Annotated in this window: 14 protein-coding genes; 4 read left to right on the top strand and 10 right to left on the bottom strand. The window is 63.5% G+C overall.

Features of this window, described 5'->3' with window-relative positions; genetic code table 11:
- Positions 1 to 28: 28 nt before the first annotated feature.
- The 7 genes from GXH28_RS13730 to GXH28_RS13700 form a co-directional block, all read right to left on the bottom strand.
- Entirely contained in the window at positions 29 to 1483 is a 1455-nt protein-coding gene (locus GXH28_RS13730; RefSeq protein ID WP_169239599.1) for a UDP-N-acetylmuramoyl-tripeptide--D-alanyl-D-alanine ligase, read from the bottom strand.
- Between the two features lie 72 nt (positions 1484 to 1555).
- Positions 1556 to 3259 carry a peptidoglycan D,D-transpeptidase FtsI family protein gene (locus GXH28_RS13725; RefSeq protein WP_169239598.1) on the bottom strand — a complete coding sequence of 568 codons (1704 nt, stop codon included), beginning with the start codon at positions 3257 to 3259 and terminating at the stop codon, positions 1556 to 1558.
- Positions 3260 to 3313: 54 nt separating this feature from the next.
- The gene (locus GXH28_RS13720) at positions 3314 to 3604 is read right to left on the bottom strand and encodes a hypothetical protein (protein WP_169239597.1); all 291 of its coding nucleotides are present in this window, start codon (positions 3602 to 3604) and stop codon (positions 3314 to 3316) included.
- A gap of 90 nt (positions 3605 to 3694) precedes the next feature.
- Positions 3695 to 4624: a 16S rRNA (cytosine(1402)-N(4))-methyltransferase RsmH gene (gene rsmH / locus GXH28_RS13715; RefSeq protein WP_169239596.1), complete on the bottom strand. Its 930-nt coding sequence runs from the start codon at positions 4622 to 4624 to the stop codon at positions 3695 to 3697.
- Positions 4625 to 4674: 50 nt separating this feature from the next.
- Positions 4675 to 5103, bottom strand: coding sequence for a division/cell wall cluster transcriptional repressor MraZ (gene mraZ, locus GXH28_RS13710; protein ID WP_169239595.1), 429 nt, complete (start codon positions 5101 to 5103; stop codon positions 4675 to 4677).
- A gap of 224 nt (positions 5104 to 5327) precedes the next feature.
- Positions 5328 to 6176, bottom strand: a complete 849-nt coding sequence (locus tag GXH28_RS13705; protein ID WP_169239594.1) for an SDR family oxidoreductase — start codon at positions 6174 to 6176, stop codon at positions 5328 to 5330.
- Positions 6177 to 6233: 57 nt separating this feature from the next.
- Positions 6234 to 7685, bottom strand: coding sequence for a tetratricopeptide repeat protein (locus GXH28_RS13700; RefSeq protein ID WP_169239593.1), 1452 nt, complete (start codon positions 7683 to 7685; stop codon positions 6234 to 6236).
- A gap of 109 nt (positions 7686 to 7794) precedes the next feature.
- Here GXH28_RS13700 and GXH28_RS13695 point away from each other — a divergent pair, with 109 nt between their 5' ends.
- The 4 genes from GXH28_RS13695 to hpt all read left to right on the top strand — a co-directional run bounded on the left by GXH28_RS13695 (position 7795) and on the right by hpt (position 9917).
- On the top strand, positions 7795 to 8547 hold the full coding sequence (locus tag GXH28_RS13695; protein ID WP_169239592.1) for a cytochrome c biogenesis protein: 753 nt from the start codon (positions 7795 to 7797) through the stop codon (positions 8545 to 8547).
- Positions 8544 to 8714 (top strand): hypothetical protein, encoded by a 171-nt coding sequence (locus GXH28_RS13690; RefSeq protein ID WP_169239591.1) that lies wholly within the window; start codon positions 8544 to 8546, stop codon positions 8712 to 8714. Before GXH28_RS13695 ends, GXH28_RS13690 begins: the two co-directional genes overlap by 4 nt.
- 84 nt (positions 8715 to 8798) lie before the next feature.
- Complete coding sequence (locus GXH28_RS13685) at positions 8799 to 9380, top strand: thymidine kinase (protein WP_169239590.1); 582 nt, start codon at positions 8799 to 8801, stop codon at positions 9378 to 9380.
- A 3-nt stretch (positions 9381 to 9383) separates the two neighbouring features.
- Positions 9384 to 9917 carry a hypoxanthine phosphoribosyltransferase gene (gene hpt, locus GXH28_RS13680; RefSeq protein WP_240550414.1) on the top strand — a complete coding sequence of 178 codons (534 nt, stop codon included), beginning with the start codon at positions 9384 to 9386 and terminating at the stop codon, positions 9915 to 9917.
- A gap of 91 nt (positions 9918 to 10008) precedes the next feature.
- Here hpt and recR read toward each other — a convergent pair whose 3' ends face one another.
- From recR to dnaX, 3 genes are all read right to left on the bottom strand, one after another.
- Positions 10009 to 10632, bottom strand: a complete 624-nt coding sequence (gene recR / locus GXH28_RS13675; RefSeq protein ID WP_169239589.1) for a recombination mediator RecR — start codon at positions 10630 to 10632, stop codon at positions 10009 to 10011.
- 21 nt (positions 10633 to 10653) lie between these two features.
- Positions 10654 to 10947 (bottom strand): YbaB/EbfC family nucleoid-associated protein, encoded by a 294-nt coding sequence (locus tag GXH28_RS13670; protein ID WP_169239588.1) that lies wholly within the window; start codon positions 10945 to 10947, stop codon positions 10654 to 10656.
- Positions 10948 to 11085: 138 nt separating this feature from the next.
- Positions 11086 to 12651 (bottom strand): DNA polymerase III subunit gamma/tau, encoded by a 1566-nt coding sequence (dnaX, locus tag GXH28_RS13665; RefSeq protein ID WP_169239587.1) that lies wholly within the window; start codon positions 12649 to 12651, stop codon positions 11086 to 11088.
- Positions 12652 to 12835 lie beyond the last annotated feature (184 nt).

Raw genomic sequence — 12835 nt, 5'->3', positions numbered from 1 at the left:
GCGCTGCCGCATCGACATCTGTTCCTCCTCAAACGCTATTGGCGAGTTCCCCAAGGCGAGAGACGATCTCCTCCATCCTCATGCCGCGCGAGCCTTTTACCAGGATCACGCACGGCTCGCGCACGATGGCGTTCAACACCTCCAAGGCCTCGCGGTTGGTCATGACGTGAAAGACGCGCTCCGGCGACATGCCGCACTCGACCGCCGCCTGGCATGTCCACCGCGAGCGTTCGCCCACGCCGATCACATACTGCGCCGCCAGCGCAGCCCGGCATCCCACCTCATCGTGCGCCTGCTTCTCCATGTCGCCCAGTTCGAGCATGTCGCCCAACACAGCGATGCGCGGGCCTACCCCTTCGATCTCGGCGAGCAGGTTGAGCGCCGCAATGGTGGATTCGGCGCTGGCGTTGTAGGTGTCGTCCAACACGATCGAGTTAAACGGCCCTTTGGCTGTCACCAGCCGCAACTGCACCGGCGCTGTGCGCAGGGCTTCGACGACCTCGACCAGGTTCATGCCTTCGACCAGCCCAACCGCTGCGGCGCGCAGCGCCGTTTGCACGCTGTGCCGGCCGAGCAACGGCAGTTTCGCCAGTTGGCGCTCGCCGCCGTAGTGCAGTGTGAACGAGAGGCCGTTGAGGCCAAAGCTCTCGATGTCGCTGGCCCACACGTGCGCGCGCGGCGTCAACCCATACGTGACCACGCGCGCGGCAGTCACAGCGGCCATGCTGCGCACGCGTTCGTCGTCGTCGTTCAGGATAGCCACGCCGCCCAGTTCGGCGGAGGGCAGCGCCGCCGGTAGCTCTGACTTGGCCTTGGCGATGTTCTCGATCGTGCCCAGCCGCTCCAGATGCACCGGCGCGACGATGGTGACCACGCCGACCTGTGGCCTGGCCCACCGACAGTAGGCGGCGATCTCGCCCAGCGCATACATGCCCATCTCGATCACGGCGCGCTCGTGCTCCGCTCGCAGCTTGAGCAGGGTGAGCGGCACGCCAATTTCGTTGTTGTAATTGCCTTCGCTTTTGAGCGTGCGGTAGCGTGCGCTCAGCACTTGCGCGATCAACTCCTTCGTCGTGGTCTTGCCAACGCTGCCGGTAACGCCGATCACGCGCAGGTTGAACTTCGCCCGCCAGTAAGCCGACAGGCGCTGGAGCGCAGTCAGCGTGTCGTCTACGCGGATGAGCACAGGCAACGCGACATCGAGGATCTCCGCGGCGGCCGGATGCCGCGCGTCCACTCGCCCCACCCCCAGACCCTCCAAGTGGGGCACGCGATCGTGATGCACCAGCGCCGCCAGCGCGCCGCGGCCGAATGCATGGCCGACGTAATCGTGGCCGTCCCGGCTCTCGCCGGGCAGCGCGGCGAATAGATCGCCGCGTTGCGCCTGCCGCGAATCAATGACGACGTTCTGGATGGAGTGCTGCGCCAGCGCCTCGATGCGCCGACCGCCTACCCCTTCGACTATATCCGCCAGTGTCAACATAGGTCAGGAGTGAGAAGTCCGATTCACCCAACAGTTCAGGTTCAAGCCCATGGATGCCGTCGCAACCCCAGCTCAAGCCATCGTCGGTGGAATGCCGAGGATCTGGCAGGCGCGTTCGGCGACGTCGTGAAAGACCGGCACCGTCGTCGGCGCCGACCACTGCGAGCTCTGTGGCTGATCGAGCTTCACCAGAATCGTGATGCGCGGATCGTCGGCGGGCAAGAAACCCACGTACGTCACGATGGTGGTCTCTAGCTGAACCCCGTTCAGGTACCAATCGGCCGTGCCGGTCTTGCCGGCGACGGGATAGCCTTTGACCAGCGCCCGGGGCGTGCCGCGCCGCGTCGCTCTCATCATCACTTGGCGCAACGCGCGCGCCGTCTGCGCCGAAATGACACGCGCCACCGGCACCGGCTGCTTGCGGACGATCTCGCCATTCGTCGCGCGCCACTGTTGCACCACATACGGCTGCATCAGCACGCCGTCGTTAGCAATGACGTTGATGGCGTTGATCACCTGGTAAGGCGTGGCCGTCAGGCCCTGGCCGTAGCTGTTGGTCGCCAAGTCGGCGCGCGACCATTCGGGGTCGGACGGCGTGCGCAGCACGCCGCTCGCCTCATTGCCCAGATCAACGCCGGTGCGATGCCCGAGGCCGAACAACCGGAATCGCTGGTAGAACGCCTCTGCGCCCATCTCCAGGGCGATCTGCGCCGTCGGCACATTCAACGAGTGAGCGAGGATGTCCTCGATGGTCACCCGCCCGTGACGCCCACGGTCGGAGTTGTAGATGCGCTTGTTGTGGATGACCAGCCGGCCGGTATCGGTGAAGATCGTTTGTGGGGTGACCTGACCCAGATCCAACGCTGTGGCGAGGGTGAGCACTTTCAAGACCGACCCCGGCTCATACGCGTCGCTTGCAGCGGGATCGCGCAGCAGCCGGGCGTCGGGCGAGCCGGCCAGTTCAATCGCGCGATTCGGGTCATACCCCGGCCATGACGCCGAAGCCAAGACGGCGCCGGTCTGAGTCTCCAACACGATGATCGTGCCGCCGCTCGCGCCTGTGTCCTGAATTGCCTGCGCCAGCCGCGCCTCAACGTAGGTCTGCAAGCTGAGGTCGAGCGTAAGCACTAGGTCGGCGCCGCTGTGCGTAGGGGTGATCGCAAGCAGCTCTAACCGACTGCGCTCTCTGCGCTGGCCGATCGGGGAGCTGAGCTGAGCGTTGTAGTAAGCCTCCACGCCCGAGTAGCCCATCGGTTGCAAGCTGACGAAGCCGATCGTCGGTCCGGCAATCGGGCCATAAGGATACACGCGCGCCCAGGTCTCGTCCACCACCAGGCCGCCGCGCGCCAGCGACCGCAACGTTTGGGTCAGTTGGGAAGTCGCCTGCGGCGAGAGGTTATAGGCGACGATCGTGCTGAGCGTAGGGGTGGGGGACTTGCGATCTTCGAGGATGGCCTCGAGGCGCCGCTGCGCTTCGTCCACGCGCTTGCCGATGATCGGCGCGAGCGCTGTTGCAACCGTGGCCGTATCGGTGAGCGTGCGCGCGTCTACGTGGACGATGTAGGCGCGATTGCTCACGGCGAGCGGGTTGCCGCTGCGGTCGAAGATCGCCCCACGCGGCGCAAGCGTGATGCGCGTCTCAATCTGTTGGTCATAAGCCGCAGCGGCGTACTTCGGGCTCTCGACGACCTGCACCTGTATCGCCCGCGCGAACGCGATCGAGAAGGTCAGGCCGATGCTGATCGCCAGCATGGTCAGTCGTCGCGAAGATAACATGTGTCTTGTTCGCCTCCGTCGCGCCGTTTGTTGAGCGCATCGCGCGTTTGCGCCTCACGGTTTTGTCGAATGTGTCATTGTGATGGCCGGTGCGCCGTCCAGCGTCGTCACCAAATATTCGATTCGTTCAGCCGGCCGGAAGCCTAGGCGCTTGGCGCGGTCTTCCATGACCTGCGGCGAGGTCGCTTCGCCGATCTCCGTCCACGTCCGGTTGATCGCTTCGGTCAGCAGCGTATGTTTCCATTCCAGCTCGTCGAGCTGCCGGTTGAGCAGCGCCGTGCGCGTAGACACGGCCAGCCAAGCCACCGTGAGCCCAACCAGGACGGCGCCGCTCACGATCGCCATCGCCACTGCGCATCGGTCATTCACGCGGAGCGTGCGCGCTCCGCCCCACCCAGTCTGCGCCATATCTCCCTCTCCAGCCTCACCTCATAGTCACTCAGCGCGATCGTCGGCCACCCGCTCCGCCACGCGCAGCTTGGCGCTCCGCGCGCGCGGGTTGCGCGACAGCTCGGCTTCGCTCGGCCTAATCGGCTCCTTGTTCACCGGCCGAATGCGCGCCGGCCGATCTTCGCCCCCGCCAAAGCCCGGTTGAGCCACCTGGCTGCGCCATTCGCGCCGAAAGACCTCCTTGACGATTCGATCCTCCAGCGAATGAAAGGTGATCACGGCAATGCGTCCACCCGGCCGCAATAACGCGATCAACTCCGGCAACGCCTCCTTCAACCGTCGCAGTTCATCGTTCACCGCGATGCGCAGCGCCTGAAAGACCTGCGTAGCGGGGTGGATGCGGCTCGAGCGCGTCCGTGCTACGCCGGCGACGATGTCGCGCAACTGACCGGTCGTCACAACGGGTCGAGCCTGCCAAATGGCCTCGGCGACGCGTCGCGCGTTGCGCACCTCGCCATATTCGCGCAGCATCTCAGTCAAGCTGTGTACGTCCATATGTTCGATCAACGCCCATGCCGGCTCGCCCTGCGTGCGATCAAATCGCATGTCGAGTGGGCCATCGCGCATGAACGAGAAACCGCGTTCGGCCGCGTCGAGTTGGTCCGACGACAGCCCCAGATCCACTAATACGCCATCCAACGGCGCGAAGCCAAGCGCCCGCGCGAGCGATGGTGCCGCGTCCAGCCATGCCTGTCGCAGCATCAATCGGTCTGCATATGCGCTGGATAGCCGCTCGCGCGCGCGCGCGATAGCCTCGGCGTCGGCGTCCATCGCCAGCACGCGCCCGTCCGGCGCGCTGGCATCGAGGATGCCCTGGGTGTGTCCGCCGCCACCCAGCGTGCAATCGAGGTAACGCCCACCTTTCCTCGGCTGCAACGCTTGAATGACCTCGTCGAACAACACCGGCGCATGCATGGCCTAAACCCTGTTCCGATCTGCGAATGTCCCACTGCGGCAGTCCAACCTCAAATCCCTAGCCCAGCCCACATCTCTTTCTGAGATGCATGTGCGCGCACCTCCTCAAGCGCGCGCTGCCACTCGCGTGGATTCCAGACTTCGATGAACTTGCCGACGCCGACAACGACGGCCTCGTTCGTGATCTCGGCATATTCGCGCAACGGCTGCGGAATGACGACGCGGTTTTGCTTGTCGGGCACGGCGTCGTGCGCGTTGCTGTAGAGCATGCGCCGCAGCGTCGCCGCCTCTCGGCCCATCACCGGCAACGCGCTCACGCGCTCGAACAGGAGTTTGAACTCGTCGAGTGGATAGATCAGCAGACATTTGTCTGTGCCGGTCGTCATCACCAGCCCATTGGCCAGACGCGCGCGGAACTTAGCCGGCAACGTCAGGCGGCTCTTCTCGTCCAGGGAATGCGTGAATTCGCCGAGAAACATCCAAGCCCTTCCACTCTATTCCACATCAATCCACTTTTTCCCACTGATGGCCCATGATACTCGGAAATGGACATATCGCAACCACTTATCCACAGGCTGGGGATAAATCGTGGGCGGATTTGGATAATGCTCGGACCCGGCGGCGCTCCAGCATTGGAAAAATAAAGAGAGGCCTCAACCGGTCGGTTGAAGCCTCTCCGCAGAAGCGCACCGTCGCCTGAGCCTTATAGCCCGGCCATTTCTGCGCTCAATTGCCACAACTTCTCTTGCGCTTGGGTGTCATAAGATGCCCGGGAGGACGGTTTAGGCTGGCAGCGGTAAAAATATTTGCCGGTGACGCCGGCTACCTCGGGCGAGGACGCCAGGTAAACGCTTGTCCGTGCGCCTTCTTCTGGGCTGATGGCGAACCGACCGAACAGCCTGAACAACTTGCCCAACACGCCGCCGTTGTTCTTGCCGAAGTCCGTCGCCACCGCGCCGGGATGCACCGCATTTACGGTGATCGTGTTGCCTTCCAGCCGGCGCGCCAATGCGTAGGTATGCATCACGTTGGCCAGCTTAGATTGGCTGTATGCGCCGAATCCACTGTAGCGCCTGCGCTCAAACTGCACGTCGTCAAAGGCGATCGTCCCCATCCGGTGCGCGTCGGACGACACGTTGATCACGCGCGCCGCAGGTGCAGCCTTCAAGGCGTCCATCAGCAGATGGGTGAGCAGAAAGTAGCTCAGATGGTTGAGCGCCCAGGTCATCTCAATGCCCTCCGCGCTGACCTGCCGGGTGGTGAAGATGGCGCCGGCGTTGTTCAGCAACACATCGAGCCGTGGGTAGGTATCCAGAAAGCGTTGCGCCAGCGCGCGGACCTGCGACAACGACGACAGATCCGCCGTCATGGCCTGGATCTTCGGGTTGCCCGTCTGATGCCGGATGGCCTCGACCACATCTTCGCATTTGCGCGGGTTGCGGCCGACGACGATCACCGTCGCGCCCATTTCGGCCAACTGATGCGCGCTCACTCGGCCGATGCCGGCAGTCGCGCCCGTGACGACACAAATCTCGTCTTGTAGACTTAACATACCTGGCTCGTGTGATCCACCCGCACGCCGATCGGGGCGAAGCGCAGGCAGAGACATTCACTCCTTCAATAATTCCCTGAAGTTTGGATTGTTGCGCAGGGCAGCTAGCTCGTTCGGGTCGGTCTCCAGCCGCAGATATTCCTGCATCATCCGACTCGCCGCGGTCATGTTGCGGCGCTCAAGATACAGCACCATCAAGTTGTAGGCGATTTCAGGATCGCTCGGGGCGACGTTGCGTGCGCGCGTCAGCGAATCGAGCGCGCCTCCCCAATCCCCCACATCCTTTAAGGCTAGGGCCAGCGCTTTGAGCGTCTGCGCGCTCTCCCCCTCGGCCCGCAGACGGTTAAATAACACGCCGACCCGCTGAGCCGGCGTTAACTTGTCGAGGTCTACGTCCTGCCAGTTTGCGCCGGCCCGTGGCGCGCTCGGCGCGGGCGCCGGGGGAGCCTGCTCCGCCTTCGGGGCTTCCGGCTGCGGAGCTGGGGCTTTTGCCAGCAACGCAGCAAGGTTTTCGTTGCGCACGCGCAAATCCAGATAGTTCAACGTGGTGAAGACGACGCGAAACGGCGCAAGCAGCAGCGAACTGATGAGGCTAATGGCAGTGATAGCCAGGACAGTCACGACGAGGCCGGGCGGCAGGATAGCGTCCTGGTTGATGCCGTTCGACGGCGTCCCCGGCAAGAGTGCGACCATGCCGATCAGCGCTAGAGGAGTTGCGACGAGCGACGGTGCGGCGGTCACGACGAATTCGAGGATGAACAAGAGGACGTAGCGCCAGAAGATGAGCCAGCGGTTGCCACGCGCGATGGCGACGCTGCGGCTGAGGCCTTGCAGGCTGCTTGCGCCCTCGCCAACGATGACTGCTGCGCGAAAAGTCCAGTTGATCGCCAGCACGACCGCGACGACCAATGCGCCAATGACGATCGGCGCGCAGATGGCCACAACGGCAACCGCGACGGCAGGCGAGATGCTGGCGAAGAAATCTGCGCCGAAGACGGCAAACGTGGGCGCGGCCAGCGCCACCCCCAGGACGCCAATCAGCGCCGCATAGACGACCACGAGAGGCAGGTGAATGCCGATCTGCGCCAGGAAGTTCGCAGTCCACAACGAAGCCCAGTGCCGGCGCGTTTGTCCAAACGAGGCGCGCACGTTCAGCGCGCGTCCCAGCACCTGCTCGATCACATTAAAGGTCAATGCGCCTTCCGCCCAGGGCCAGAAGATGCCCAGCAACCAGACGAGCGCTCCCACGCAGTTAAAGGCAGCAGTCAGCCCTGCGATAGCCGCATCCTGCGCGCCACCTGGCATGAGCTGAGGGGCTTGCCATTGCAGGTTGCCCACGGTGAGGATCACCGCCATTGCGCTCAGCAGTGCGTTCAACCCGAAGATAGGCACAAGCACAGTCGAGGTGATCAAGACAAAGGTCGGGAAACGCTGCCGGTAGAGGTTGAACGCAAGTGCGAAAATTTCGCCGGTGGAGCGAGGGCGTAATTCGACAGGACCTGTCATCATGCGCATGAGTATAATCAGCATCGCATCGAGCAAAGCAAAGGCGCAGCCTAGGCCGATAGGCCGCTGCGCCTTATTCTTAACTGAAAGTAAAGTGTAGGAGCCTGGAGTGATGAACAGTGTGATTCGACCCGGTGTTGTAGCGGTGCGCATCCAATCCCAAGCGCAAATTACACGTGGAATTGGCGCGGCAGCCTTCGCCCTGTTAATCGTGGCGCTGGCGCTGGTGTTCTTGGTCGCCCCTAGCGGCGACGCGCGCTCCGGTGGCGAAGCGCAGCGCATCTTCTATTTCCACATCTCCTCTGCCTGGTTGGGCTTCGGCGCGTGGCTGGTCACCGCCTTTTGCGGCGTGCGCTACCTACAGACGCGCGACATGCAGTGGGATCGCCGCGCGCACGCCTCAGCGGAGATCGGCGTGTTGTTCATCACGCTTGTGTTACTGAGCGGTATGTTGTGGGGCCGACCCACCTGGAACGCCTGGTGGACGTGGGATTTCAAGCTCACGTTGAGCGCGCTGCAGTTCCTGATGTATGTTGCTTACCTGATGCTGCGCAGCGGCATCGAGAATCCGGAACAACGCGCGCGTTTCGCTTCGGTGTATGGCATCGTGGGCGCGTTGACCGTGCCGCTCAACTTCCTGGTCAGCCGCGTGCTGCAAAGCATCCATCCGGCCGTGTTTGGCCCCAGCGTCAACGCCGCCGAGCAAGGCGGTTTTGGCGTCTCGGCTGACCGCATGGTCATCCTGTTGTTCTGCTTGGTCACCTTTACGCTGATCTACATCTTCCTGTTTCGCTCGCGCGTGCGCTTGTTGGAGCGAGAAGACGAATTAGCCGCGCGCAAAGCTGCTTTGATTGAAACGACGTGACCCTGCTCGAAGACAAAAACGCTGTCTATCTCTTCACCGCCTACGGCGTGTTCCTTGGCGGGCTGGCGGTCTATTGTGTCTCGCTATGGCTTCGTCGGCGCAACCTGGACCGCGACGAAGAATTGTTGCATCAGATCGAGGAAGAGGAACGCGAAAAGCGCAAGTAGCCCGCCACGCGATGACCGACGCGCCGGTGCCGGAGAACGCCCCATGCGCACAGCAGTTCGGCATGGGGCTACAATTTTCTGGCCATGGACGCCCTCCCGAGAGATGGAAGCATCGAAGTCATCTGCGGTTGTATGTTCAGCGGCAAGACCGAGGAGCTGATCCGCCGCGTGCGCCGGGCCCTCATTGCCAAGCAGAAGGTGCAGGTGTTCAAGCCCCAGATGGATAACCGTTACGCTGCCGATCAGGTCAAGTCGCACAACGGCTCGGGGTTCGACGCCATTCCGGTGGCCTGTGCGGGCGACATCCTGAGGCTGACCGAGCCGGACACGACCGTGGTCGCGATTGACGAAGCGCAGTTTTTCGACGATGATCTGCCGCGCATCGTGAACGCGCTGGCCGACAGCGGCAAACGGGTGATTTGCGCCGGCCTCGACCTGGACTTTCGCGGCGAACCCTTCGGCCCGATGCCCACGCTGCTGGCCATCGCCGAGCGCGTGGACAAGCTCACGGCCATCTGCGTCGTCAGCGGCGAGCCGGCCACGCGCACCCAACGCATCATCAACGGCAAGCCCGCCTCTTATCATGACCCGATCATCCTGGTCGGCGCAACAGAAAGCTACGAGGCGCGCGCCCGCAAACATCACGAAGTTCCGGATAAACCATAGGCCATGTCCACTGAACTGACCTCCGGCATCAAGCGCGTGTTGTTCACCGAGTCGCAGATCGCTGCGCGGGTGGCCGAGCTTGGCGCGCAAATCTCGCGCGACTACGCCGGCAAGGACCTGTTGCTCGTAGGCATCCTGCGCGGCGGCGTGGTCTTCCTGGCCGACCTCATGCGCTGCATCACCATCCCCTGCAGCCTGGACTTCATGGCTGTCACGTCATACGGCGTCGGCGCGCGCGAGTCCAACCGCTCGCCGCGCATCATGCTCGACCTGCGTGAGGACATCCTCGGCCGCAACGTCTTGTTGATCGAAGACATCGTGGACAGCGGCTATACCTTCGACCACCTGCTGCAACTGTTGCGCACGCGCGAGCCGGCGTCGCTCAAAGTGTGCGCGCTGCTGAACAAGCCGGCTCGTCGAGAGGTGCAAGTGCCCATTGACTACCTCGGTTTCGAGATCCCCGACGTATACGTGTGCGGCTACGGCATTGACGCCGACGAGCGCTATCGCAACCTGCCCTACATTGCGGCGGTGTAGCTCAACTCGGCGCGCATCGCGCCCGCGCCTATCGCCCCCCATACCGCTCGACGGTGGCCTGGCTGAGGTCGGCAGTTTGCGCGCGCCGCATTCACAGGCGCTGCCGGCCTTCCAATGCGCGTCTCAGTGTGATCTCGTCGGCGTATTCCAAGTCGCCGCCTGCCGGCAAGCCGCGCGCCAGGCGCGTTATGCTGACCTCCAGGCCGGCCAACTTGCGCTGAATGAACGATGCCGTCATCTCGCCCTCCACGGTAGGGTTGGTGGCCAGGATGACCTCGCGCACCGGTTGGCCGGCCTCCGCCGATCGGCGAATTCGGCCGACCAGCTCCTCGATGCGTAAGTCGTCGGGGCCGACGCCGTTGATCGGCGAGATCACGCCGTGTAAGACGTGATAGGTGCCGTGATAGACCCGCGAGCGCTCGATGGCAGCGACGTCGAGCGGTTCTTCCACCACGCAGATCAAGCCGGGGTCGCGCAATGGATCGGCGCAGATCGCGCAGGGGTCGTCCTCGGTGATGTTAAAGCAAACCGAGCACAGCCGCGTGCGCGCCTTCAGATCGCGCAATGCCTCGGCCAGCGTCAGCGACGTTTCGGCAGGCGCGCGCAACAGGAAAAACGCCAGCCGCGACGCTGACTTCGGGCCAATGCCCGGGAGCTGGGTGAGCGCGTCAATCAGACGCGTGACCGATGGTGGAAGCGTTGGATTGGGCGACATCGAACGTCCTGCCCGGTCAGGTCAGAACAAGCCGGGCAGTTCAATGCCGCCGGTCACGGCCTCCAGCCGCCGCGCGGAATGCGCCTGAGACGCCACAATCGCCTCGTTGATTGCCGCGACCAGCGTATCTTCAAGCATCGCGACGTCATTCGGGTCAATCAACGCCGGATCGAGCTTGATGCTTTGCACGCGCTGGTGCCCCGTGATCACGATGGTGATGGCGCCGCCGGCAGCGGTGACGTTGATCAGTTCGGTCTCCAGCGCTGCCTGCGTGGCCGCCATCTCCTCCTGCATCTTCTTGATCTTTTCCAGCATGCCCGGTTGCAGCCCAGCGCCAGCGGCGGGTTGCGTGCCGCGCGGTATATAGTCACTTCGTCTTCCTTTGGCCATAGATTCTCCCCTCTGTTGTGTCAGCTCTCAGCCGTCCGATCGGCTGCGAATCTCAAGCATCACTCATCGTCTCACCATCCCGCCCATCCGTTTAGCTGCTTTCAGGACAGGGTCCTCCTCCGCGTCGAGGTCAACCTGGCGTTGCTGTAGGGATATGCGAATGTCGTACTGGCCGTTGAACATGCGGTTGAGCGTGGCGACCACGCTGGTCTTATTCTTCGGCTCCTGCAGCCGGATTAGCGGGATGTCGTGGTGGGCGTGCAAGTGAACCACACCGCCTGCGACGGCGTACAGGTCGCACGATCGCAGCAGCGCCGCGGCCGGCTTGTTCACCGCATTGACTTCGCGGATGAACTGCTGCCACTGCGCCTTGAGCGCCTCGTAGGTGAGTTCACCGCCCGGCGGGGCGGGGGCAGGCGCGGGCTGGGTTGTGGCCGGCGCAGGCCCGGGACCGGCTGGCGCTTGGGAGGCGGCGCGGCCTGCTTGCGCCACGCGCGTCGGTGGCGGGACGGCTGCCGGCATGCCCTCCGGTTCGACGACGCAATCCAAATAGGCCATCTCCAGCGGTAACTGTGCGTCGGTCGCGCTGCGCATCTCGTTGATGGCTTCGCTGAAGGCGTGCACCGCGTGCTTCAACTGCGCCATGCTCAACTTCTCGGCTTGTGCGGCCAGCTCGATGCGTTCGGCCTCGCTCCAGCCATCTATGCTGTCCGTCAGCGCCGGCGCTTGCTGCGGTGCGCGGCTCACTTTCACTTGGAGCAACGCGCGCAGGCGCTCGACCATCTGCCGGGCGATCTGTCGGGCGTCGGCGCCCTGATCCAGCGCGTTCTGGATGGCATCGAAGCCGGCGCCGGTGTCGCGGGCGATTAACCCGTCCACCAACGCGCGCACGGTTGCCGCGTCGGTCGCGCCGAGCGCCTCGCGCACATCCGCCGCCGAAATGCGCATGGTGCTGGACGAAGCAAGCTGATCGAGCAAACTCACCGCGTCGCGCAGTGAGCCGGCCGCGTGGCGCGCGATCAGCCGCAGCGCGTGGTCATCTGCCTCGATGCCTTCGGCCTCGCAGAGCTGGCGCAGGCGCGCGACGATCTTGTCAATCGGCACGCGACGGAAGTTGAAGCGCTGGCAACGGGAAAGCACCGTCGCTGGAATCTTCTGCGGGTCGGTGGTCGCCAGGATGAAGATCACATGCGGCGGTGGCTCTTCCAGCGTCTTGAGCAGCGCGTTGAACGCCGCCGTCGAGAGCATGTGCGCCTCGTCAATGATGTAGACCTTGTAGCGCAGCTCGCTGGGCTGAAAGCCGACGCGCTCGCGAATCTCGCGGATGTCGTCCACACCGGTGTGCGAGGCCGCGTCAATCTCGATCACGTCGAGCGCACGGCCTTCGGCGATCGCCTCCGCGATCTGTTTGGCGCGCGGCGAATCCGGTTCGAGGCCGGCGATGTTGACCTCCTTGGCGAAGATGCGCGCGCTGGTGGTCTTGCCGCATCCGCGCGAACCGACGAAAAGGTAGGCATGGCCGATCCGCCCGCTTGCGACTTGGTTCTTGAGGGTGGTTGTGACATGTTCCTGGCCGACGACTTCATCGAAGGTCTTCGGTCGCCATTTGCGATACAGCGCCTCTGCCACGTCGGAGAGTGTATCACGGTGTGTGAGGTGGTAATTGGTAATTAGAGATTAGAGATTATACCAACTGCCACATCAAGGCGTGCTAAATAAGGACAGGGCCTGGACGTTGTCTTTGATCCAACGCCAATCAACCAGCCTGCGAAGTGCGTCGGCGTCGTCAGCTAACGCATGCAATATCTGCTCG

The sequence above is a fragment of the Candidatus Roseilinea sp. NK_OTU-006 genome (assembly GCF_012931985.1).
Lineage (GTDB): Bacteria > Chloroflexota > Anaerolineae > J036 > Brachytrichaceae > JAAFGM01.
This window is presented reverse-complemented; position numbering and strand designations above follow the sequence as displayed.

What these genes read in the sequence shown, in the direction of transcription:
- GXH28_RS13730 (WP_169239599.1), bottom strand. Translation starts at nt 1,483, where the DNA reads ATGTTGACACTGGCGGATATAGTCGAAGGGGTAGGCGGTCGGCGCATC.
- GXH28_RS13725 (WP_169239598.1), bottom strand. Translation starts at nt 3,259, where the DNA reads ATGTTATCTTCGCGACGACTGACCATGCTGGCGATCAGCATCGGCCTG.
- GXH28_RS13720 (WP_169239597.1), bottom strand. Translation starts at nt 3,604, where the DNA reads ATGGCGATCGTGAGCGGCGCCGTCCTGGTTGGGCTCACGGTGGCTTGG.
- rsmH (WP_169239596.1), bottom strand. Translation starts at nt 4,624, where the DNA reads ATGCATGCGCCGGTGTTGTTCGACGAGGTCATTCAAGCGTTGCAGCCG.
- mraZ (WP_169239595.1), bottom strand. Translation starts at nt 5,103, where the DNA reads ATGTTTCTCGGCGAATTCACGCATTCCCTGGACGAGAAGAGCCGCCTG.
- GXH28_RS13705 (WP_169239594.1), bottom strand. Translation starts at nt 6,176, where the DNA reads ATGTTAAGTCTACAAGACGAGATTTGTGTCGTCACGGGCGCGACTGCC.
- GXH28_RS13700 (WP_169239593.1), bottom strand. Translation starts at nt 7,685, where the DNA reads ATGATGACAGGTCCTGTCGAATTACGCCCTCGCTCCACCGGCGAAATT.
- GXH28_RS13695 (WP_169239592.1), top strand. Translation starts at nt 7,795, where the DNA reads ATGAACAGTGTGATTCGACCCGGTGTTGTAGCGGTGCGCATCCAATCC.
- GXH28_RS13685 (WP_169239590.1), top strand. Translation starts at nt 8,799, where the DNA reads ATGGACGCCCTCCCGAGAGATGGAAGCATCGAAGTCATCTGCGGTTGT.
- hpt (WP_240550414.1), top strand. Translation starts at nt 9,384, where the DNA reads ATGTCCACTGAACTGACCTCCGGCATCAAGCGCGTGTTGTTCACCGAG.
- recR (WP_169239589.1), bottom strand. Translation starts at nt 10,632, where the DNA reads ATGTCGCCCAATCCAACGCTTCCACCATCGGTCACGCGTCTGATTGAC.
- GXH28_RS13670 (WP_169239588.1), bottom strand. Translation starts at nt 10,947, where the DNA reads ATGCTGGAAAAGATCAAGAAGATGCAGGAGGAGATGGCGGCCACGCAG.